Source organism: Allomuricauda sp. ANG21 (genome assembly GCF_040705235.1).
Taxonomy (GTDB): Bacteria; Bacteroidota; Bacteroidia; order Flavobacteriales; family Flavobacteriaceae; genus Flagellimonas; species Flagellimonas marina.
The window spans coordinates 173,011-196,048 of the sequence record NZ_JBFCVT010000002.1; the positions used below are offsets into that span (position 1 = coordinate 173,011).

General features: G+C 41.7%; 16 protein-coding genes. 3 read left to right on the forward strand and 13 right to left on the reverse strand.

Translation table 11 applies throughout. The features are described 5' to 3' along the window. Window positions 1–7: 7 nt before the first annotated feature. Entirely contained in the window at window positions 8–2,749 is a 2,742-nt protein-coding gene (locus AB1A65_RS03095; RefSeq protein ID WP_366585536.1) for a TonB-dependent receptor, read from the reverse strand. Between the two features lie 102 nt (window positions 2,750–2,851). On the opposite strand from AB1A65_RS03095, the gene AB1A65_RS03100 reads away from it, so the two are divergent. Next, window positions 2,852–3,889, forward strand: coding sequence for an endonuclease/exonuclease/phosphatase family protein (locus tag AB1A65_RS03100; RefSeq protein ID WP_366585538.1), 1,038 nt, complete (start codon window positions 2,852–2,854; stop codon window positions 3,887–3,889). Window positions 3,890–3,917: 28 nt separating this feature from the next. Here AB1A65_RS03100 and AB1A65_RS03105 read toward each other — a convergent pair whose 3' ends face one another. The 8 genes from AB1A65_RS03105 to uvrC form a co-directional block, all read right to left on the reverse strand. Then, a complete protein-coding gene (locus AB1A65_RS03105) occupies window positions 3,918–4,355 on the reverse strand; it encodes a hypothetical protein (protein WP_366585540.1) in 438 nt (145 codons plus the stop codon). 94 nt (window positions 4,356–4,449) lie between these two features. Next, window positions 4,450–7,131, reverse strand: a complete 2,682-nt coding sequence (locus AB1A65_RS03110; protein ID WP_366585542.1) for a TonB-dependent receptor — start codon at window positions 7,129–7,131, stop codon at window positions 4,450–4,452. A gap of 170 nt (window positions 7,132–7,301) precedes the next feature. Beyond that, window positions 7,302–8,939, reverse strand: coding sequence for a glucose-6-phosphate isomerase (gene pgi / locus AB1A65_RS03115; protein WP_366585544.1), 1,638 nt, complete (start codon window positions 8,937–8,939; stop codon window positions 7,302–7,304). Then, a complete protein-coding gene (locus AB1A65_RS03120) occupies window positions 8,939–10,219 on the reverse strand; it encodes a peptidoglycan DD-metalloendopeptidase family protein (RefSeq protein ID WP_366585546.1) in 1,281 nt (426 codons plus the stop codon). The genes pgi and AB1A65_RS03120 overlap by 1 nt, the downstream gene beginning before the upstream one ends. A gap of 1 nt (window position 10,220) precedes the next feature. Beyond that, the gene (locus tag AB1A65_RS03125; RefSeq protein ID WP_366585548.1) at window positions 10,221–11,201 is read right to left on the reverse strand and encodes a tryptophan 2,3-dioxygenase family protein; all 981 of its coding nucleotides are present in this window, start codon (window positions 11,199–11,201) and stop codon (window positions 10,221–10,223) included. A 5-nt stretch (window positions 11,202–11,206) separates the two neighbouring features. Next, window positions 11,207–11,986 (reverse strand): DUF3108 domain-containing protein, encoded by a 780-nt coding sequence (locus AB1A65_RS03130; RefSeq protein ID WP_366585550.1) that lies wholly within the window; start codon window positions 11,984–11,986, stop codon window positions 11,207–11,209. A gap of 336 nt (window positions 11,987–12,322) precedes the next feature. After that, on the reverse strand, window positions 12,323–14,536 hold the full coding sequence (locus tag AB1A65_RS03135) for a patatin-like phospholipase family protein (RefSeq protein WP_366587042.1): 2,214 nt from the start codon (window positions 14,534–14,536) through the stop codon (window positions 12,323–12,325). 61 nt (window positions 14,537–14,597) lie between these two features. Further along, on the reverse strand, window positions 14,598–16,385 hold the full coding sequence (gene uvrC / locus AB1A65_RS03140; protein ID WP_366585552.1) for an excinuclease ABC subunit UvrC: 1,788 nt from the start codon (window positions 16,383–16,385) through the stop codon (window positions 14,598–14,600). A 479-nt stretch (window positions 16,386–16,864) separates the two neighbouring features. Here uvrC and AB1A65_RS03145 point away from each other — a divergent pair, with 479 nt between their 5' ends. Further along, window positions 16,865–17,428 (forward strand): 5-formyltetrahydrofolate cyclo-ligase, encoded by a 564-nt coding sequence (locus AB1A65_RS03145; RefSeq protein WP_366585554.1) that lies wholly within the window; start codon window positions 16,865–16,867, stop codon window positions 17,426–17,428. Here AB1A65_RS03145 and AB1A65_RS03150 read toward each other — a convergent pair. The 4 genes from AB1A65_RS03150 to ileS all read right to left on the reverse strand — a co-directional run bounded on the left by AB1A65_RS03150 (window position 17,416) and on the right by ileS (window position 22,536). Then, window positions 17,416–18,066, reverse strand: a complete 651-nt coding sequence (locus AB1A65_RS03150) for a lipoprotein signal peptidase (protein ID WP_366585556.1) — start codon at window positions 18,064–18,066, stop codon at window positions 17,416–17,418. The two genes, AB1A65_RS03145 and AB1A65_RS03150, sit on opposite strands and share 13 nt — an antisense overlap. Window positions 18,067–18,098: 32 nt before the next feature. Next, a complete protein-coding gene (locus AB1A65_RS03155) occupies window positions 18,099–18,656 on the reverse strand; it encodes a DUF4097 family beta strand repeat-containing protein (RefSeq protein WP_366585558.1) in 558 nt (185 codons plus the stop codon). Between the two features lie 91 nt (window positions 18,657–18,747). Further along, window positions 18,748–19,131, reverse strand: coding sequence for a TraR/DksA C4-type zinc finger protein (locus AB1A65_RS03160; protein WP_366585560.1), 384 nt, complete (start codon window positions 19,129–19,131; stop codon window positions 18,748–18,750). A gap of 3 nt (window positions 19,132–19,134) precedes the next feature. Next, window positions 19,135–22,536, reverse strand: coding sequence for an isoleucine--tRNA ligase (gene ileS / locus AB1A65_RS03165; RefSeq protein WP_366585561.1), 3,402 nt, complete (start codon window positions 22,534–22,536; stop codon window positions 19,135–19,137). 183 nt (window positions 22,537–22,719) lie between these two features. Between ileS and AB1A65_RS03170 the strand changes: the two genes are divergently transcribed. After that, window positions 22,720–23,028 (forward strand): hypothetical protein, encoded by a 309-nt coding sequence (locus tag AB1A65_RS03170; RefSeq protein ID WP_366585563.1) that lies wholly within the window; start codon window positions 22,720–22,722, stop codon window positions 23,026–23,028. The last annotated feature ends 10 nt before the right edge of the window (window positions 23,029–23,038 follow it).

A 23,038-nucleotide genomic window follows, 5' to 3' on the forward strand; every position in this document is an offset into this window, starting at 1 on the left:
TTTAGTGTTAAAAACTTATTGCCAGATTTAAAAAATAGGTTCTTCCATAGCTGTACCAATATTTTGGCGCGAAGGATGGGGTACCGCTCAAATTATCTTGTTGCAATTGTCCAAAATTGCCATTACGACTTTGTTCATATCCTCCAGTCCTAAAAACCGAATCAAAGAGATTGTTGATACTTACAAAAGCACTGATGTATTTTTTGCCCCACAGCCACGATTTGCCCCCAATGAGGTTAAGCAGGTAGATATCATCTAAGGGCTGCTGTTTTAAAAGTGCATCAACATTTTCGTCTGTGGCATCAGGAAAGGGCTCGCCGGTGTCTGGGTCCAAAAGAAAGCTTGGCGTACGCGTGATGGTGGATATGTTAATGTAATTATTGGTAAGGTAATTCGCCGTAGCGCCAACCCACCAATATTTTGGAGCTCTGTATTCCACCCCTAAGGCAAGGGCAGTCTGTGGGCCTTGGGACAATTTTAAATCCTTAAGTTTGGCAATGCCCAAATCTATGGTGCCCTCCTGGGCTATGAGTTCTTCTTCTGCCCCAGCGGTATCGAAATTTATTTGAACATAGGGGTCGCTAGCGTACACGTAGTGTCCAAAATTACCAACAGCGGTTATTTTTACGTTGGATGACGCCTCATATTCTAAACCAAACTCGATTCCTTTGTGCAATTGATCTAAACCCGTTATCACCTCCTGCACAAAGTCGGAGCCCAGACCCGAGTCCACAAAAAAGAAATTGATGTCGGTTCTATTTTGAAAACGGGTGTAGAATGCACTTATCCGTCCGGTTACATCGGGCAATCTGATAAAATAATTCAAATCTAAAGTGGTGATGGTCTCTTTTTGAAGGTCGGGAACAACAGCGTTGTTTTCTCTTGGGTTGATAAAAGTGTTTTGGAGTGTAGGCACGCGTTCAATTTTTGCGCCGTTTGCCGTAAACCAATGACGCCCCGTAAAAAAGTAGGTGAGACCTCCTTTTAATCCCACGGTGGTGAATGCTACTTTTTCACTTGGTCCAAACGAGCTGTCCAAAAAGCGTTCATTGGTGAACAATCCGTTTCGTTGCACAGAAAAACCGGTCATGGAAGCCGAAGCAAATCCACTCCACTTTTTAGTCGATACCAAAGCTTGACCGTAAGCTTCAAACTGGGAAGCATCCAAGTTATAGTGATAATTAAAAATGTCATCTTCCATTTTTTGCAAACTGCCGTTGGCATCATTCAGGGTATTGGAAAAAGCATCAATATCCTCATGAAACTCAGCGCCCAACAAATCCTGAATCTTGGCATAGTTATCTGAAGACAATTTTCTATAATTACCCCCCAGGCCCAAATTGATCATCTCATTAAGATGGTAGTCTAAACTAGTTGAAAATGTCATTTGGGCATCACTGGCGACATCGTTGTAAAGTACATAGGCAGCCTTGCCATTGGTGTTAGGGTTGGTATTCGCGATATAGAGTTGATTCCAGTCCATTTGGGGGTTGTCCAAAAGAGCTTCCTTGGCCAGATTTGCATTGATAAAGTCGGCCCCAATGGAGCTGTTGATGTAATAGCTGGGCAGATATCGATAGTAGGTAGGGTCTGGGTTTGGTGCGTTAAAATAGCCCAATCGGCTCCTTGCATTGGACCCAAATTGATAGGCAACACCCAAATTCCAATCCAAGCTTTCCAGGTTTAATTTGTAGTTCAACAGGAACAGGGGTTCAAAAATGTCACGTTCCCTAGAGTTTCGAATTCGTCCGTCTTGGATGCCCCAATAGGGATTGTATTGATTCCCCATAAGCTGGAAAGCTTCTTCCGTAAGTGCCGAAGAACGGCCCCTTCGATTTCGCGCCAAAATGGAGGTAAGGATAATACTGTTCCTAGGATTAAATTGGTATTCCAAGGAGCCAAAAAAGGAGTAGGCGTCATACAATGTACCCTCTACAAATCCTTCTTTGGCCCATCTCCGAGAAGCGGAAAAGGTGTAGGCCAATCCCTTTTTTCCCAAACCTGAATTATACGTAGCCATCAGTCTACCTCTATAGGTTCGGTTGGATGCAGAACTGGACAAACGGATGCCCGACCTCATCCCAGACGGGCTTGTATCGATATTTGTGGTACCCAAAACCCCTCCAAAAGCATACGTGTTCTCCGTTAAGCCATAGGTATATTCCTGATTTCGGACCACATCATTGAGCCCGCCCCAATTGTTCCATTGCGGTCTTCCATCAAAAAATTTGTTCATGGGAATGCCATTGACCAAAACACTGCCGTTTTGGGAATCGTACCCCCGTACTTTAAAGAATGCCTGGCCAAAATCGAACGCAGCCCTATTCAGGAATATATCCTTGGTGGATTGCAATAATCCCAAGGCTCCCGAAACAGATTCTCCATCATCTAAAAGGTCACCATCCGTAAGAGTGATCAAGTTGTCCGTTTTTTCCCGTTCAATGTCTCTTTCCAATAGAATCTTACCCAAGTCAATGGTCTCGCCAGACAGATATATCGAAAAGCGTTTGGTAATAAAGTCCGGTGCGGAAATGGACAACAAAACATCCCCAGAATAATGAATCTCAAACTCAAAACTCCCGTCTTCATTCGTAAAAATTTCTTGGGATAGGGCTTCTGCTGAAATGATAGCATTGTGGATGGGTACATTTGTCCCCTTTTCTTGTACGCGTCCCATAATGGCAGTGTCCTGTTGTCCATATTGCAAATTGAAGCAACAGAACATAGCCAAGAACATGGCTGTTCTCATAGCCGTTGAGTAGGTTAATTAATAAAAAGGGGTTGTAATTGCCTTACAGGCTGCGCGATAATTTCACAATCTTACTTATTTTAGGGGCAAAATCAAAATAAAATGCGATTATTAATATGCCTACTTGTATTAATATCGACCTCACTTTATGGACAAACGTCCAAAATCTACACCCTAAGAACCATTGCGTTCTACAACGTTGAAAATCTGTTTGATACCGAGAACGACTCCCTCACTTTTGATGATGAACGCACACCCGAAGGAAGTTATCATTGGACCCATGAGCGGTATCTCCGAAAGATTGAACATGTTACAAAAGTGCTTTCCAAGATAGGGGAGGACACGTCCAAAACTTCACCGGATGTTATTGGATTATGTGAAGTGGAGAATAGAAAAGTTGTTGAAGATCTAATCCTACATCCCAATTTAAGGGACAAAGATTACGGAATTGTTCATTTTGATTCCCCTGATGCCCGTGGGATTGATGTGGCCCTGCTCTATAAAAAAGCTTCGTATCTGCCCAGTTCATTTAAAAGTCATCGGCTTTTGTTGTTTGATGACCTTGGCGAACGCGTTTATACCCGAGACCAATTGGTGGTTGGTGGACGTATGGATGGGGAGGATGTCTACTTTGTGGTGAACCATTGGCCGTCCCGAAGGGGCGGTGCTTCCAAAAGCAATCCCAAGCGGGTGCGGGCTGCACTGTTGAACAAGCGAATCATTGATTCCATCCAAAACCTGAACTGGAAGGCCAAGATTATTTGCATGGGTGATCTAAATGACGACCCAAGAGACAACAGTCTTAAAAGTATTTTGAAAACGAAGGGGAAAACCAAAGAACTGGACAGCTTGGACCTCTTTAATCCCATGGAACAATTGTACAAAAAGGGAATAGGTTCCTTGGCGTATCGCGATAAATGGAATTTGTTCGACCAATTTTTTATGACCGCCAATTTGGTCAATAATGAGAAACAAACCTTATCCTATTGGAAAGCGAGTATCTTCTCCCCTTCCTTTATGAGAACCAATGGCGGAAAATATAAAGGGTATCCCCTAAGAACATATTCTGGAGGAAGCTATACGGCGGGATATAGCGACCATTTTCCGGTGTATTTGTTTCTGATTAAAGAAAAAGAATGAGATTCCCGCCTTCGCGGGAATGACAGCCTTAACTAAACCACTGCCCCCATGGAATACGGCTAAGGATCAACAGCAACCCAAGGCCATAGAAAATGGTAATGGTCTTGAACTTTTTATCGCTTTCCATAAACTTTTTATGGCGAGACCACCCAATGGTGATCAAGGCAAGTGCAATAATGTTTGTGAACGGATGTTCCAAGGCCAGAAGACGAGCGGGAGCGTTCAATCCACCCATGCCCAAAGCCTGTATGGCCTTTAGGCCGTTTGCCGAAACAAAGTACAGAATAAGTCCAACCAAAAGCTGAATGTGACTTAAAATTAGCGCGAAAAGACTTATTCTAAGGTCCTTCTGCAAGGTAAAGTCCTTTTTGCCAAGCCAGCCCATGATAGCATTTACAACAGCAATGATGAGTACAGCCAATACAATGTAGGCAAGATACGAATGTAGGTTCTTGATAATTTCCATTTTGAGTGTAGTTTTTCGGTTTTAAAAATAACGAATTTGAAAATAAAAAAACCCTGCCGGTTGGCAGGGTTTCCTATATTTTTTTGAGATACAATTAAAAATCGTAACGCAGTGTAACGTTCCAGGTTCTTCCCCAACCAAAGTATCCTTGGTTGGAAACTGCAATACCTTCATAAAGCTCATCACCAGCTTCGGCAAAATTGGCCGTGGTCAATCTGGAGATATATTCTTTATCCAATACGTTGTTCATATTGGCCCTAATCTTTAGGTTCTTGGTTTTGTCAATTCCAACAGGAAGGTTAAAGGTAACCCCTGCATCCAACAAGCTGAAGGATGGCAGTTCCAGATTTTCCTTGATGGCCCCAACATCTGCATACAGGTTGTCATAGTATCTGAAATCAGAATCAATGGAGAACATGTTGGAAATTCTGTATGCAAAGCCAAGACCTCCAGAAAGCTGGGCAGCACCACCTACTTTACCTCCATCAATATCTTGGTTCTCGGTGCTAATTACGTTACGCTCTTCGTCTGTCACTTGGGTTACGGTCTCGCCTTTGTACTGCCAATCTCCTATAGAAGCGAAAGCATTAAGGCTAAGTCCGCTGCAAGGTCTTACTTTAGCATCCAACTCTATACCACTGTGCAACTGCTCTGCACCAAAGTTAGAAGTAAATGTAACCACATCGTCTACAACATCTGAACTGGTCACTACACGATCTTTCCATGAAGTGCGGTACAGGTTTATATTACCAGAAAAAATAGAGCTAGAGTATCCATAACCCGCTTCCAAACCAAAGATTTTCTCATTTTCGGTCAACGGATTTATTTGGTTGGTAAAGTTCAAATAAATGTTATCGTGATACGGTTGACGATTATAGTATCCTGTGTTGAAGTAAAAACTGTGTTGGTCAGTTGGGCTATAGCTGAATCCACCTTTTGCATTATATCCAAAGTTGTTCACTTTTTCTGAATCCACCCCTGGCTCTATTCCAGCAGGTAGTGGAGTTCCTGTCCATTGTGGAGAAGTACCATCGATCAAAGATTGATCAGCGTACTGGTATGGATCAAATCTTTGGTGATACTGATTGGATATTGACCCTTGGAAGAAAGCAGAAAACTGATCGGTAGCATACTCTAACTGCGTGAACAATCCTCCGTAAGAAATACGCTCATCATTGCTATAGGCAATTTTTTGGTCTTCTGGATAGCTGTTGAAAGCAGCAGCCCAACCTGATGGTCTGAATGACTCAGTAGCAATTACTTGCTTATACGTACCAAAAGTACCATAGGTTTCATGATTGTTGTTTTGATCTCTCAAACGAATATTTTCTTGCCATGAATTTAGGCCGTGGAAGTTAGAGACTACCCTGAAGTGTTTTCCATAATAGGTTCTTAGATCAAAACCTACGTTCCAAGTCAAATTATCAGATAATTGCTTTTCAAAGTTTGAAATCAACCCATACCAGTTGTGCAAGTTCATGGATGCTCTAGTAATATACCCTCCACCTGCAGCAAAATAGCCGCCGGCACCATTAGGTACACTGTTATTGAAAGCGTAGATAGCGTCATAGTCTATATAGCCATCATCTGTTCTAATTCGGTTACCACGATCTCCAGTACCTCCACCATTACCCCAAGAGGCATACAAAACCGTAGACAAACTAGTGGATGAATCAATGTTCCAGTCCCAGTTGAGGTTAGCAACAGGCTTGTGATAAAAGTTTCTCCTTTCAGTAAGGTATTGGCCATTATAAGTACCCCAGTTATTATTGTATCGCAATCCATATTCCAAATAGTCAGCAATAGGCTTGGTAAAGTTTTGGTCATGGAACTGAGGTGCCCCAGTAATCAAAAAGTTGAAGTTATGGCTGTCGTTTGGTGTGTATCCAACCGAAATGAAATAGGTCTGACCTTCACCAAAATTACCTTCATTATATCCATCTCCTTGCCAGTGCGAAAGCATTACACTCAATCCCCAACCCTTGTCAGAAATACCGGTGTTGTAGCCAGCAGAAGTTTTAATATAGTTGTTGTTGGCCACAGTGGCATATCCAAAGCCTCCTTCATTCATTTCAGTGGCTTTTGTCACAAAGTTCACTGTACCCCCTACAGAAGAAATAGCCAATTTTGAAGATCCCAAACCTCTTTGAATCTGTACTCCAGAGGCGATATCGTTCAATCCAGACCAGTTTGACCAGTACATCAATCCATCTTCCATACCATTGATAGGCTGACCGTTTAAAAGGAAAGCGGTATTGTCTTGGTCAAAACCACGCACTCTCATGTTGGTATCTCCAAATCCGCCTGACTGTCCTGATACATAAACAGAAGGGGTGTTTACCAAGGTCATGGTAACGTCTTGTGTGCCAATTTTTTCTTGAATGATCTTTACGGGAACGGAAGAAACCGCAATTGGGGTTTTTCTATCAGCAGCAAGGTCGATAATACCGGTACCCACCACTACTACTCCTTCCAATTCCTCGGCATCGGGCTGTAGGGTAATTGTCCCTACACTCCCAGTAGAACTAAAAGTAATGTTCTTCTTAACAAACCCAATATAAGAAACCACCAAAGTCCCGGAAGCTTGGTTGACTTCCAAGGTGAAGTTTCCATCAAAATCAGTAGAGGTACCAATGGAAGTACCCTTAACCACCACGCTAGCACCAGGGAGCGGGCCACCAAGCTCGCCGTCCACTACAGTACCAGTAATTGTTCCTTGTGAAAATGCCATTGCAGATACAAAAATCGCTACAATAGCCAAGTAGATTTTTTTCATTATTCAATGTTTAAGTGTTTAATTTGCCCTGCAAAAGTGCTGCATTTTTGACACTCAACGATTAAGTCAAGGTTAAAATGACACTTATACAGTTAACACAAAATTAACAAACAAAAACAGTTGACAAACAAATGTTTATGGTTTTTCTTAACAAATAAAAACCTACTTAATTAGCTCTTAAAAAATTGTAAAAGACGTAACGTAGAGCTATCATGCTTGCCAATTTCTGAATTTTCAATGTCGCTGAGAATAGTTTTGGCCAGTTGCTTGCCCAATTCCACGCCCCATTGATCGTAGCTAAAGATGTTCCAAATTACACCCTGAACGAAGATTTTGTGTTCATAAAGTGCAATCAATGCTCCCAGACTTTTGGGTGTAAGCTTGTTAATAAGTATGGTATTGGTGGGTTTATTGCCCTCAAATACTTTAAACGGAAGTAGGGACTTTTGCTCATTTTCTGACACACCCTGTGCTTCCAATTCTTTTTTGACCTCATCAACAGTTTTTCCATTCATCAATGCTTCGGTCTGTGCAAAAAAGTTGGCCATTAATTTGTTGTGATGGTCTACATCACCGTGCAAGGATTTTTTATATCCGATAAAATCTGTCGGTATCAATTTTGTGCCTTGATGGATCAATTGAAAGAAAGCATGTTGGGAATTGGTGCCCGGTTCTCCCCAAATAATGGTTCCGGTCTGGAGATCGACCCGGTTGCCTGCTCGGTCCACGCTTTTTCCATTACTCTCCATAATGCCCTGCTGCAAATAGGCCGAAAAACGATGCAAGTATTGGGTATAGGGAATAATGGCCTCGGTTTCGGCCCCATAAAAATTATTGTACCAAACACTTAACAAAGCCAAGACAACAGGAATGTTTTCTGAAAAGGGTGTTTCTTTAAAATGGGTGTCCATGGTATGTGCCCCTACCAAGAGGTCATCAAAATTTTGATATCCAACCGAAAGCGCTATGGATAAACCAACCGCACTCCAAAGCGAAAATCGCCCCCCGACCCAATCCCACATGGGGAACACATTATCATCGGCAATACCAAACTCCTCAATTTTTTCAAGGTTGGTGGAAACCGCCACAAAATGTTTGGCCACATCTTCTTGGGAAGCATTTTCCAAAAACCATTTTTTAATGGTGAGGGCATTGCTCAAGGTTTCTTGGGTTGTGAAGGATTTGGAGACAATAACAAATAAGGTAGTCTCTGGGTTGAGTTCTTTTAATACCTCGTGCACATGATCCCCATCAACATTGCTCACAAAGTGGGTCTTCAAGTGGTTCTGATAGAACTTTAGGGCTTCAGTCACCATTGCAGGGCCTAAATCCGATCCGCCGATGCCTATGTTGACAATATCGGTAAAGGCTTTTCCCGTAAATCCCTTTTTGTTTCCTAAAATCACCGCTTCGGAAAAGGATTTAATTTTTTCTTTTACTTGGTATACTTCTTCAACAACATTTTTGCCATCCACATGAACAACATCTCCTTTCTTTGCCCTGAGCGCAGTGTGAAGAACTGCCCTTCCTTCGGTTTGGTTGATCAAGTCTCCTCCGAAATATCCTTCCATGGCCTCCTTGAGTTTTACCTCTTCGGCCAAATCCAGCAAAAGCGAAAGGGTTTCTTCCGTGATTCGGTTTTTGGAATAATCCACGAAGAAATCGTTCCACTGAATACTGAACTTTTTGCCTCTGTTCTTGTCTTTGGCAAAGAGTTGTCTTAGGTGGGTGTCTTTATTTTCGGTGTAGTGTTTAGAAAGTTTTTTCCAAGCGTTGGTGGTTGTAGGGTTGATCTTGGGTAGGGCCATTACTGGTTATACGTTAATAGGTTCTCTTCTGGTTCTGGTGTTGGGTCCACAAATTCTATGCAATCCAATTGATCTCGCAATGGTTGAATGTATGCCAAATAGTCGGTACGCAACGAGTCTGCAATAGGTTCCGCAGCAGGAAGTTCTTCCCTAAATGGGTCTACTTGTCTTCCATATTTCCAAAAACGGTAACAAACGTGTGGGCCACCCGTATTTCCGGTCATTCCAACCCATCCTATCACATCGCCTTGACGTACAAAATCACCTCGCTTAACGTTTTGTGCCTTCATGTGAAGGTACTGGGTGCTGTACGTATCGTTATGTCTGATTTTTACATATTTACCATTTCCGCCCCTTCGGGTAGATTCGGTTACGGTACCATCAGCAGTGGCCACAATGGGAGTGCCAATGGGTGCAGCAAAATCGGTGCCTTTATGGGGTCTTACTTTATAACCGTAATAGGCAATTCTCCTTTTTAGATTATAGCGCGAGGATACTCTATATTTAAATTTAATTGGGGCACGCAAAAATGTGCTTCGTAGATTGTTCGCATCTTGATCAAAATATTCCAAGATATTGTTGGTGGAATCTGATATGTATGGGAAAGCATAGATGGTTTTACCCTTGTGCTCAAAATAGGCCGCCTTTACCGCGCCAATTCCCGCATAAATGGTATCATTGATATAGCGTTCCTCAAAAACCACCTTGAATTTGTCGCCTTTGTCCAATCGACCAAAATCAATGGTCCAGGCATAGATATCGGAAAGTGCAAAGGTAAGGTTGTAATCTACCCCCAACGTATCTATGGACATGGACAGGCTATGGTCTATAACGCCCCCTATTTCGCGCTCCACCAATTTTACTCTTTTTTTGCTCTTATACGCTTTGGTTGAATCGCGAAGGTCAACTACGGTATAATTGATCTTATCGTTTTGGTAAATGAACACTTCGGCAACTTCAGAGGTGTCTTTTGACTTTAAAATAAGGTAAGGTTTGCCTACTTGAATTTTTCTGACATCGAAGGTGTCACGATAGTTCTCCGAAATGGCTGCAATTTTTGGATAGTCTACCTTGTTCTTCAACATTAACTCCCCAAAGCTGTCCCCATTTCGTACCGTATCATGAACAACGGTATAATCTTCTAGGTTAAAGCCGTAATGCAACACAGGTGGTTTTTCTATGGTTTCCACCTTTGCCAACTCTTCATTTACAACAACCTTTTCTTCTTTACATGACACTAGAACCACCAGCGTCAAAATTGCCCCAAAAAATTTTTGCATGCTATTCTTGTTCCTTGTATTCCTTGTTTGCCGGATTAAATATATGGTCCACCCATTGTTTTCCCCATGTATCCAGCTCATTTTCTGAGTACAAAGTTGGGAAAAATATTATTTTCTGAAAACTGGGCGGTAAATACTGTTTCCAATTGGTGCCTCCAGTGGCATCAATCTCTTGGTTTCCCTTGGCCAGATATCTGTAAGCGGAACCCATATGCATTAGCGGCCAATTTACATTGGCGTTCATATCCAAATCTTTTAACGCCTTAATCAACTCTTTATTATTCCGAGATGTATCGGGCAATTGTAGATATTTTTGATATACAGTGCTTTCCTTAACCTGATTGGCAATGCGCAATAAACGAGGAGTGTATCGAATCTCAAATTGTTTGAGGGTCAAGGTCTTTTCTCCTGTGTCCTTATCAGTTGCTCCATTTTTCCAATAGATATGCTCAAAAAGTTCCTCAATACTATCTTTGGCCGAAAAATCATCGCGCTCTGTATGGTGCACCAAATTTTGCAAAGGGGTGGCATAGAGCTCTATCATCCGGTACTGTGCTGATTGAAATCCACTCGCAGGCAACAACGCCATTCGATATCGCAAAAACTGTTCCCGTTGCATTCCCTTAATCATTATGCTGAACGAAGAAATAAGGGCCTTGAAGTAGTTGTTGATCCTAGTTACTTTTTCAATAAAGAATTGGATGTCTTGTGAGCGGTCTTCTACAATCTGTTTTTGCTCATGGATGATCAATTTAAAATAGAGTTCGGTTATTTGGTGGTACATGATGAAGATTTCCTCATCGGGGAAATGGGTGCGGGGCACCTGAAGGCTCAGAAGGGTATCCAAATGTATGTAGTCCCAATAGGTAAGGTATCTCTGGTAGAGCAAACCATCCAGATAAGAGCTTAAGTCCTGACCCGAATTTTTGTACTTTTCCTCAAGCTTATTGATTTGGGACTCAATTCGCTCATCATTCTTCATCCAAACTAATCCATTATTATTTTAAACTGGTTTCGCAGTCCGTTGTACGCATCCAAATCCGCTTTCAACGACCCTACTGCCAAATCGGCTTTGATTCTTATCGGAATTTTGTTCAAATCGTTTGAAACCCAGAGGGTAAGGCTCTCTTTTTCTTTAAAAACACGACCCGACTGAACCAAAGGCCTAAATTTAAGACATTCCACCTTTCCAAACTTGGTTCTGAGCACTTCTTTTCCTAAATATTTCAATTTAAACTGAAAAACCCCGTCATCATCGAACAACATATCAAGATTAATGGATTGGCCTTCCTCAAATTCTTCCAGATTGTAATTGTTCCTCATAAAATAGGAAGCCGAGATAAGATCCTGAATTTTATTGTGCACCGGTATTCGCTGCTCGGTCCCATTCTTGTTATCCCTAAGAACGGCCATTTCCTCTTTATAGTTAAAGTCGATTTCGATATCCTTGGTATAGCCCCCTTCGTCTATCTTTCTCACAAATCTATAGGGTTTTCCATTCTTGCGGCCAAAGTAACTTTCATAGGTGTCATCGACCTTAAAGAAGATACTGGCAAATCCAGTAGTCTTTCCTTCGCCGACCACATGATATACCGGAATACTATCCAATGTATCGGAGGTAAGGTGTAGTGTGGCATAGCTTGCGTTCAAAAATCCGTAGTGAATTCTGAACTTTAGCCATTCACCTGACTTGTATGCTGGTTGGAACTTTTGCCCCAACACAGTTGCAGAAATAAGCAGGGTAAGTACAATCAATGTCTTTTTCATGACCTTTTTATTGCTATAAAATTAATAAAATCGCTCTCGGGGCTATGCGCTTTACATTTACTTAAACAAATCTTGTTCCAAAATATTATAATACAAAAAAAGCCCAGTCTTAAAACTGGGCTTTTCCTAAATAACCAACCAAACTTTAAATTATGAAAAACCAATACTTAAAGTTATAAGGGAACCACCCCTTATGTGATGTAAAGATACATTAAGCCTTTGTAGGAAAATAAGTTTTTAACGGACTTTAACTTAACTTCGATGAGATTGATGCTTTCCGTGCTGATTTTTGGCAGTTTATTAAGAAAAAATGGGGTTTCGTGAATATTTCCTTAACTAGAACCAATATCCAATACTAAAGAAAATACTGTCATTTTTTATCTCTGGGGTCCAAGAATAATAAATTTGGATTGGACCAATGAAAGACTCAAATCCATAGCCTAATCCATAGCCCGAAAAAGTGGGTTCACTGAACCAATCACCGGTTCTAAAAAGATCGTCATCCACATTGGCAAAATTTGCTGAAAACAATAAATGGTTCTTAGGGGCAAATCGGTAATCCAGCCTTCCGAATGCCTTTACAAAACTGTTCCCGGGCAGACTCAAAAAATCATACCCGAAAAAGGGCACAAAATTGTTTACAAAATCGTTCCCAAATCCACCCAGAACAAAATCAAAAGAGGTGACACCAGAGGTGCCAAATTTAACACCCCCTTCGGTCTCAACATTAAAACTTAAGTTGTGGGACAAGGGAATTACGGTACCCAACCTGGCCTTCCCCACGGAAAATTCTTTGAAATTCTCATTAAAATCCGAAGAGAAGAGATACAAATGAAAATCACTGTCAAAATACAGGCCTTTGGTTGGGAAGTATTTATCATCATAGGTGTCCAACGTAATTTTTCCGAAAGTGCTGAAGTAATTGGAATTTTCAAAATAGGTCCGCTCCGGCGGATTGGCCAACGACTCCTCGGCAACCTCACCTTCAAACTGGTTCAGGGTTCGGGTGCTGTATCGTAAAAGTTTATGCTCCGCCCCAATGGTAAAAGCAAATTCTTCTTGTAAAACGGTCTGAAGGTAAATCTGATTGGTTAAATCGGTAACATCCAAATTGATCTGCCGAATGTTGGGGTCATTTGGCACGTTAAAATTGGACTGAATCAATCCAAAGTCAATTTCCTCATCAAAATCCGTGAACTTGGAATTTACCCCAAAACTCCAATAATAGCCTTTGTCCAAATAGTACTGCATGTTGTACCGCACATGATCGCCCAAAATAAAATCAAATGAGGCCACATCATCCTTCATGAAAAAATTCTTTTTGGTGAGGTTGATGAGCGCCGCACTTTTGTAGAGATCATCGTAGTGCGCTGAAAGCTTCATGAACATCTTTGTTGGATTCTCTTTGAGCTTTAAAACCAAATCGGTTCCAAGGCCATTGGAGATCAGCTCATACCGGATAGCTTTAAAGTTCCCTGTGGCCGAAAGATTGTTCATTCCCTGTTTTAGGTCATCAAAAGAAATTTTTTCAGCCAAATTGAACCGCAATTTTCCTTTGATGTACCCCCGGGTATACTGATCATTTCCCCTAATAATCATCCGGTTAATGGTAAGGCTATCTATGGGCTGTACCCGTTTCTTGCTTACCCTCGGGTTACTTTGTCTTTGGGCCAAGTCCTGTAATTCCTGTTCTTTGGTCTTGGCGGCTTCCTCCCCGCTTTTTACGATTGCTTTGCTTCTGCCAAAGTCAATTACAGAAAAATCGTCAATCTCTGGTCGGATGTAGATATCGGTTTTGGCTGCCTTCTTTTTCATATCATTGACCGTCCTGTAATTGTTGATTTGAAGCAAAATTTCGGTGGCGGACATCAGTGATTCTCGTGTGGAGAGATTGTGCTGTACGTCCACCCCAATGATAACATCTGCTCCCATTGCCTGTATCTTGTCTATCGGATAGTTATTTACCACGCCACCATCAATTAAAATGTCCCCATCAATCTCCGATGGCTCAAAAAGTGATGGAAAGGTACCACTTGCCATAATGGCCTCGGGCAAATACCCCTGATCCAACATGACCTCTTCACCCGTTTCCACATTGGTGGCCACGCACAAAAACGGAATGGGCAATTTTTTAAAATCTTGAACGTCCTTCACATGGTAGAGCAATCGCACCAATTCATTATAGATGTTCTGCCCTCCAGAAATAGCTTGTGGAAAGGAAATACTGAAATTAGTGAACGGCAAGGCCAGTGCGTACCGCTCTGAATCCTCCTTTTCATAAAACGTCTTGGCACCCCTGGGCACGTTATCTTGGATGAGTTTAGTGAAATCGGTCACCCTAAAAATAGAGTCCAGCTCATGGGCGGAGTAGCCCGATGCATACAAAGCACCCACAATGGCTCCCATGCTTGTGCCTCCTATGTAATCTATTTTCACACCGGATTCCTCAATCACCTTAATGGCACCAATATGGGCGAGTCCCTTGGCACCACCACCACTGAGAACCAGCCCAACTTTGGGTGGAGCGTCACCTTTTGGAGTCTGGGACATGCCCAAAACCCCAGAAAAAATAAAGGCTATCGCGAAAAGAATTTTTTTTACACCCATGCTGTCAGTGAAAGGATTTATAAATCTTTTTTGCCTTTGCCATTCCCACAGACTCGGCCAGACTTTCTATTGTGGCTTCTTTAACACGCTTTACCGATTTAAAGTTTTTCAACAATTGCTCAGCGGTTTTTTTGCCGATGCCGTCAATGTTCTCCAATTCCGAACCAATGGCTCCCTTGCTCCTTTTGTTCCTGTGGTGGGTAATTCCAAACCGGTGAGCCTCATTCCGAAGCTGTTGGATGATTTTCAACGTCTCGGACCGCTTATCTAAATATAATGGAACTGAATCATTTGGAAAATAAATTTCCTCTAACCGCTTGGCAATACCAATAATGGCGATTTTTCCCCGCAGCCCAAGCGTCTCCAAACTTTTCAGTGCAGATGAAAGCTGGCCTTTGCCACCATCTATAACAATAAGCTGTGGAAGCGGCTCCTCCTCATTCAGCAATCTTTTATATCGTCTAAATACCACTTCTTCCATACTTGCAAAGTCATCCGGACCTTCCACGGTCTTTATGTTGAAATGCCGATAGTCCTTTTTGGATGGTTTACCGTTCTTAAAGACAACACAAGCGGCCACAGGGTTGCTTCCTTGGATGTTTGAATTGTCAAAACATTCAATATGTGTAGGCTCCTCTGATAGTCGCAAATCGGCTTTCATTTGTGCCATGATGCGTTTGGTATGCCTATCTGGGTCAACAATTTTTATTTGCTTTAACCTATCCTGTCGATAAAAACGGGCATTGCGTTCTGAAAGTTCCAAAATCCTGCGCTTATCTCCCAATTTGGGCAAGGTCACTTTTAAGGTATCCTCCACATCAACAGGAAAGGGTAGGTAAACTTCTTTGGACCGTGAATTGAACCGTTGTCTGATTTCTGTAATGGCCAATTGAAGGAGTTCTTCATCGGTTTCCTCCAATTTTTTCTTGATTTCCATGGTGTGGGACCGAACAATGGAACCGTGGGAGAGCTGTAAAAAATTGACATAGCCATGGGTCTCATCGGACACAATGCTGAAGACATCCACATTGTTGATTTTAGGGTTGACCACCGTTGATTTGGCCTGATAGTTTTCCAGCACATCAATTTTCTCTTTGATTCGTTGTGCCTTTTCAAACTCCATTTTTTCGGCATAAACATGCATCTGTTCCTTGAAAGCCTGCAACGAACTCCGTAAATTTCCCTTAATAATCTGACGGATATCCTCAATTTGCCCATGATATTCAGCTTCACTCTGAAAGCCCTCACAGGGACCCAAACAATTCCCTAAATGGTATTCCAGGCACACCTTGTACTTTCCTGCGGTGATTTTTTCTTCGGAGAGGTCATAATTGCAGGTCCGCAGAGGATAGAGGCTTTTTACTAAATCCAGCAATGTTCTCACCGTTTTCATGCTCGTGTAGGGCCCGTAATACTCGGAGCCATCCTTTATAAGTTTCCGGGTTGGAAAAACCCTGGGAAAACGTTCTTTTTTGATACAAATCCATGGGTAGGATTTATCGTCCTTGAGCATTACATTATATCTGGGCTTTAGCTTCTTAATCAAGTTGTTCTCCAAAAGAAGCGCATCAGACTCTGTGGCCACCACAATATGTTTTATATTATGGATTTTCTTCACCAAAACCCGGGTTTTTCCATACTCCTGTTTTTTATTGAAATAGGATGACACCCTTTTCTTAAGGTTCTTGGCTTTTCCTACATAGAGGATTTTTCCATCGGCATCGTAAAATTGATATACCCCTGGACTATTGGGCAGCACACTGATTTGAACATTGATGGATGGGTAGGACATAAATATTTCAGGAAATATTCCTTAATCGGCTTTTAACAAAGTTATGTTTTAATTGCAGTGTTTTTTGTTAAACTTGATGCTTTCTTGGTCTGATTTAACCGCTGGGGCGTTCCACTTTACCAATACCATTTATTTAGTTTAAGAGCCATATTCCAATCCTATTATCAAAAACTGGGGTTTTCTCCTAAAAAAACTATGGAAAACCTACAGTTTGATTTTTAGAGTGAATCTAAATTGTTAAACAATTGATAAAAATCATGCATTTCATCGATAAAAGGTGCATTTCATGGTGAATTTTAAAATTGCTTTACCTATATTTAACGGTATAAATACAATTCTATGGAAAACTATGTTATCGTTTTGGGAATGTATTTGATTTTGATGCTTTTCTTCAAAATCTTCTTCTCAGTATCAACTCGAGGAGAGTAGAACAGTATTGCCCCAAAACACAACCCCTAAAATCTTCAACATTATTTTAAATGTTGAAACATGAACTAAGAAAAAAGTACAAAAGTCTGAGAGCGAATCTTACTTCTTCGCAAGTCTCAGATTTAAGTATGGATTTAACGAATCATGTACTTCAAATCCCGGTTTGGGATTTTTTTTATTTCCATATCTTTTTGACCATTGAAGAAAATAAAGAAATAGACACCCTTCCGCTCATAACCCTCCTCCAAGGAAAAGATAAACATGTTGTGATTCCAAAAACACAGAAAAACTATACCTTGGAAAACTTTTTATTGACAGACAGTACCGTTATCAAAAAAAATAAATGGGGAATTCCTGAGCCTGTGGATGGGATTCCAATCCCAGAAACCAAAATTGACGTCGTCTTTGTACCCTTATTGGCGTTTGACCTACAGGGCAACCGTGTTGGGTACGGTAAAGGGTTTTATGATACTTTTTTGCGCAAATGCAGGGATGAAACCATAAAGATTGGACTTTCCTTGTTTGGGCCTGAGAAAGAATACATCACAGATGTACATGACAATGATGTGCAATTGAACTACTGTATTACCCCAGAAAAGATTTACGCATTTTGATCTACCACTTCCTGTGTATCTTCTGATTTTTTTGGAAAAGCCTTTTTATTGAAGACAATCAAAATGCCCACTCCGGTACTAATGGCAGTGTCCGCTATGTTAAAAACGGGCTCAAAAAAACGGAAGCGTTGCCCGCCAAAGGAAGGGACCCAATCGGGCCATGTGGTATCAATCAATGGAAAATAGAGCATATCCACTACTTTTCCATGAAACAAAGTTCCATAGGGTTCATTTGAAAAGAACGTGGACACCTGACCGTTGCTGTGGTCAAAAATTATCCCATAAAAGACAGAATCGATGATGTTCCCCAGAGCTCCTGCAAAAATGAGGGATACGGCCAAGATTAGTGTTCTAGGCGATTGTTTTTTAATGATGTCCCACAACCAATACCCAATCCCCAAAACAGCAAAAATCCGGAAAACGGTCAAAACAAGTTTCCCAATAGATTCAGAAATAGGCAATAAATCACTGAGTTTGGTACCCCAAGCTGCACCTTCATTCTCAATAAAAAGTATCTTGAACCAACCTAAAACGTCATGAGATTCGCCCAAAATAAAATGGGTCTTGATGTAGACCTTGCTAATTTGGTCCACAAGGAGGATCAATACAATGATTATGAGGGATTTTTTTAGATTCATGCCATTAAAAAGTGGTTGCAAAAATAGGTATATTATTTTGTTTTCCTAAGATGGATATTGCCCTGTACCGTCTTTAGGATATATTGGTTATTTCCGATTGGAATTTGATCGTTTTCCACGAGTCCGTAGGTGCTCTCAGCAAGGATGGTGCCGCTGTTCGCATTCACCCAAATATCTCCCTTTTGAGTGGTTACTTCCACGGTTTCCGAAACATTGTTCAACTCGCATCTGCCATCGGATAGTGTTACATCGAGATTTTGATACTTCCCCTCTACTTCCACATTGGTATTGGTTCCAAAAATGGAGACGTCTTTGTATTGGGGCACCGTAATCTGCAAAGCAATGGAAACCACTTTGTGTGCACTTAGTTTGTCATTGGGGTTGATGAAGTTGGGTTGAAACCCGGCACTGATTCGCACTGTAGTGCCATTTTCTTCGATGGAAATGAGCAAATCCTTGGCATATTCGCCCTCTATACTGGCCTCCACCTGAACTTCTTTGGTCCGGGCCGTTTGCAAATCAATCTGGTAACAATGTTGCGAATCTATTTGAATGGATTGTGTTCTTGGACCAATAAAGGCTTTCTTCACCAGTTTTTGTGCTTGCACGTGCACAAGAAAAAAAAGACCAACAACACAGAACAGTGGTTTCATAAACAAAAAACGCCCTGAGGCGTTTTTATTATTTCTGCATGTTCTTGGCCTCAATGCTCAATGTGGCATGCGGCACCAGCTTCAATCGCTCTTTATTGATGAGCTTTCCGGTAACACGGCATATTCCATAGGTCTTGTTCTCAATACGCAATAGTGCACTCTTTAAGTCGCGGATAAATTTCTCCTGACGAATGGCCAATTGCGTGTTGGCTTCCTTACTCATGGTCTCCGACCCTTCCTCAAAAGCCTTGAATGTTGGAGAGGTATCATCTGTACCATTGTTTCCATCATTCATATAGGCACTCTTTAAAAGGTCCAAATGGCTTTTTGCCTTTTCTATTTTTTCTTCGATTAAGACCCTAAACTCATTCAGGTCCTTATCTGAATATCTAACTTTTAGTTCTTCTGCCATTTTCTAATGTTTTTGAATAAACAATTTTGTATTCACTTCATCAAAGGCAACTGCAATGCCTTCATCCAGTTTCTCTTCGAAATTCAGCTGGGCTGTCAATGTTTCTGTTTTAATGTAATCTTCATTACTTGAAACCGCATTTTCAACCAAACCGTCCTTCAATATTTTTATGTCAATCTTATCAGTTACTTCAAACCCAGACTCCTTTCGGATGTTCTGAATCCGGCTCACCAATTCACGGGCAATTCCCTCTTTTCTTAACGTGTCATCAATGGTCACATCCAATGCAACGGTCAATGGTCCAGCACTGGCAACCAACCATCCCTCAATGTCTTGGGAACTGATGTCTACATCGGTTAACTGTAAATTAACGCTTTTATTTTCCAACTCTAGCATTAATTCCCCTTCTCTTTCTATTTTTTGGATATCCTCTTGCCCCAATTGACCAACAGCTGCGGCAATCGCCTTCATATCCTTACCAAATTTCGGCCCCAAAACCTTAAAGTTAGGTTTTATTTGCTTCACCAAAATACCCGAAGCATCATCCAATAGTTGAATTTCCTTGACATTTACTTCTGATTTTATCAACCCTGATACTGCTTCAATGTCCAATCGTTGCTCATCATCCAAAACGGGAATCATGATTTTTTGGAGTGGTTGGCGAACCTTAATTTTTTCTTTCTGACGGATGGACAACACCAAGGATGAAATCTTTTGGGCCAACTGCATCTTCCGCTCCAATTTCTTATTCACCAAGGAAGCATCAAAAACTGGGAATTCTGCCAAATGAACACTTTCAAAATCTTCTTTTTGTGTGGTGGCATTCAAATCCAAATACAAGCGATCCATAAAGAATGGCGCCACAGGAGCCGATAGTTTGGCCACTGTATTCAAACAGGTGTACAAGGTTTGGTAGGCGGATATTTTATCTTGCTGGTAATCGCCTTTCCAGAAACGTCTTCTGCTTAAACGAACATACCAGTTGCTCAGATTTTCCTGCACAAAATCAGAAATCATTCTACTTGCCCGGGTCGCTTCATAATCCGCATACGCCTCATCCACATTCTTAATCAAGGTGTGGAGTTCAGACAAAATCCATTGGTCAATTTCGGGCCTATCCTGCAAGGCAACATCAGCCTCAGAATAATCAAATTCATCAATATTGGCGTACAGTGCCATAAAGGAGTAGGTGTTGTACAAGGTTCCAAAGAACTTTCTTTTCACCTCAACAATCCCGTCAATGTCGAATTTAAGGTTATCCCACGGGTTGGCATTGGAAATCATGTACCAACGTGTGGCATCGGGACCATGTTCTGGCAATACCTCAAAAGGATCTACGGCGTTGCCCAATCGTTTGGACATTTTTTTGCCTTCTTTATCCAAAACCAATCCATTGGAGACCACATTTCTATAAGCTACGGAATCAAAAACCATGGTGGCAATGGCATGAAGCGTATAGAACCATCCACGGGTCTGGTCCACACCTTCAGCAATGAAGTTGGCCGGAAAAGCCACGCCCTCATCAATCAACTCCTTGTTTTCGAACGGATAATGCCATTGGGCATAGGGCATGGAACCACTATCAAACCAAACATCAATAAGGTCGGCCTCGCGTTTCATGGGTTGCCCGGATGGGGAAACCAAGGTAATCCCATCCACGATATTTTTGTGTAAGTCGATTTTGTCGTAATTCGCTTCGCTCATGTCTCCGGACACAAAATCAGCGAACACATCTTTTTCCAAAACTCCAGCATCAACGGCTTTGGCCATTTCATTCTTGAGTTCTTCCACAGAACCAATGATCATTTCCTCCTTGCCATCTTCGGTACGCCAAATGGGCAATGGAATACCCCAATACCGAGAACGAGAAAGGTTCCAATCGTTGGCGTTGGCCAGCCAGTTTCCAAACCGACCCTCACCGGTGGCTTTGGGCTTCCAGTTGATGCTCTGGTTCAATGCAAACATGCGGTCCTTAACGTCCGTCACTTTAATGAACCACGAGTTCAACGGATAGTATAAAATAGGTTTGTCCGTACGCCAGCAATTGGGATAACTGTGGACATACTTTTCAACCTTAAAGGCCTTGTTCTCTTCTTTTAGTTTGATGGCAATCTCAACGTCAACAGACTTTTCTGGTGCCTCACCATCATCATAATATTCGTTCTTTACATATTTGCCGCCAAACTCCTTCAACTCTGGTCTAAACCGTCCCTGAAGGTCCACCAAGGGAACAGGGTTGTTGTTTTCATCCAAAACCAACATGGGAGGAACTTCTGGCGTAGCCTGTTTGGCCACCAGGGCATCGTCTGCACCAAAGGTGGGTGCTGTGTGCACAATTCCTGTACCGTCTTCCGTAGTCACAAAATCGCCGGAAATCACCCGGAAAGCGTTTTCTGGATTTTGATACGGTTGCACGTAATCAATCAATTGCTCATACTGAATACCGACCAAATCCTTTCCTACAAAACTTTCGCCTATCAAAAATGGAATTTTTTTATCCCCTTCTTTAAAGGAGTTCAATTCTTCCTCTGTCTCGACCTTAGCGAACTTTCCGGAAAAATTATAGCTAACCAAGTTTTTGGCCACTACAACATTGATCGGCTCAAAAGTGTACTGGTTGAAAGTCTTGACCAGCGTATATTCAATTTTTGGGCCTACGGTCAAAGCTGTGTTGGATGGAAGCGTCCAAGGTGTGGTCGTCCATGCCAAAAAGTAAATGTTCCCATCCACATTTTTGAGAAAATCGGGAAGAGTTTCTTTCTTGGCTCTAAATTGGGCCGTAACCGTGGTATCGGTAACATCTTGATACGTCCCGGGCTGGTTTAGCTCGTGCGAGCTCAATCCCGTGCCCGCCTTTGGCGAATACGGCTGAATGGTGTAGCCTTTATACAGCAATCCTTTGTCATAAATCTGCTTCAGCAACCACCAGACAGATTCCATGTACTTGGATTTGTAGGTGATGTAGGGGTCATCCATATCAACCCAATACCCAATTTTTTCGGTCATTTCGTTCCAAACGTCCGTGTAGCGCATTACCGCTTTCTTACAGGCCGCGTTGTATTCTTCAACCGATATTTTTTTGCCAATATCCTCTTTTGTAATCCCGAGTTCTTTCTCTACACCAATTTCAATGGGCAGTCCGTGAGTATCCCAACCGGCTTTTCGCTTTACTTGATAGCCCTTCATGGTCTTGTAGCGAGGAAAAATATCCTTGATGGTACGGGCCATTACGTGGTGTATTCCGGGCATTCCATTTGCAGATGGCGGGCCTTCGTAGAAGACATAACTCTCCTTGCCCTCCCTTGTGGAAACACTCTTTTCAAAAATCTGTTTGTCCTTCCAAAAGTTTAGAACTTCTTCTGAAACCTTCGGCAAATCCAATCCCTTATATTCTGCAAACTTCATATATTCTGCTACTTCTTCTCGAATTCCAAGTTTGCAAAATTATGAATTTAGATGGAATTACACCCCTGGTTTTGGGTATTAGTATTTCCTTAATACCCTTAACCTAAATATGATATGCTTCAGATCATCGTTTACATTAAATTCACTATCTTGATTCTTCACTAACACTAAACCATTTAAAGAATGAAAAAAGTTGTAATGGCCGTAATGGCACTGTCTTTATCCCTTTCTGTAATGACCTCTTGCAAAGAGGCAGCGGATAAGGCCAAGGAAGCTTCTGAAGAGGCCAGCGAAACATTTGAGGAAGCAGGTCAGGACCTAAAGGAAGCCACCAATGATGCGGTTGACGCTGTTAAAAAAGCAGGGGATGAAGCCATGGAAATGGGTGAAAAAGCCGCAGATAGTATTAAAAAGGCCGGTGAAGAGGCCATGGAAAAAGTCAAAGAGGTCGGCGAGGATGCCAAAAAAACCATGGACAGTATTAAAATGTAAGAATACAAAG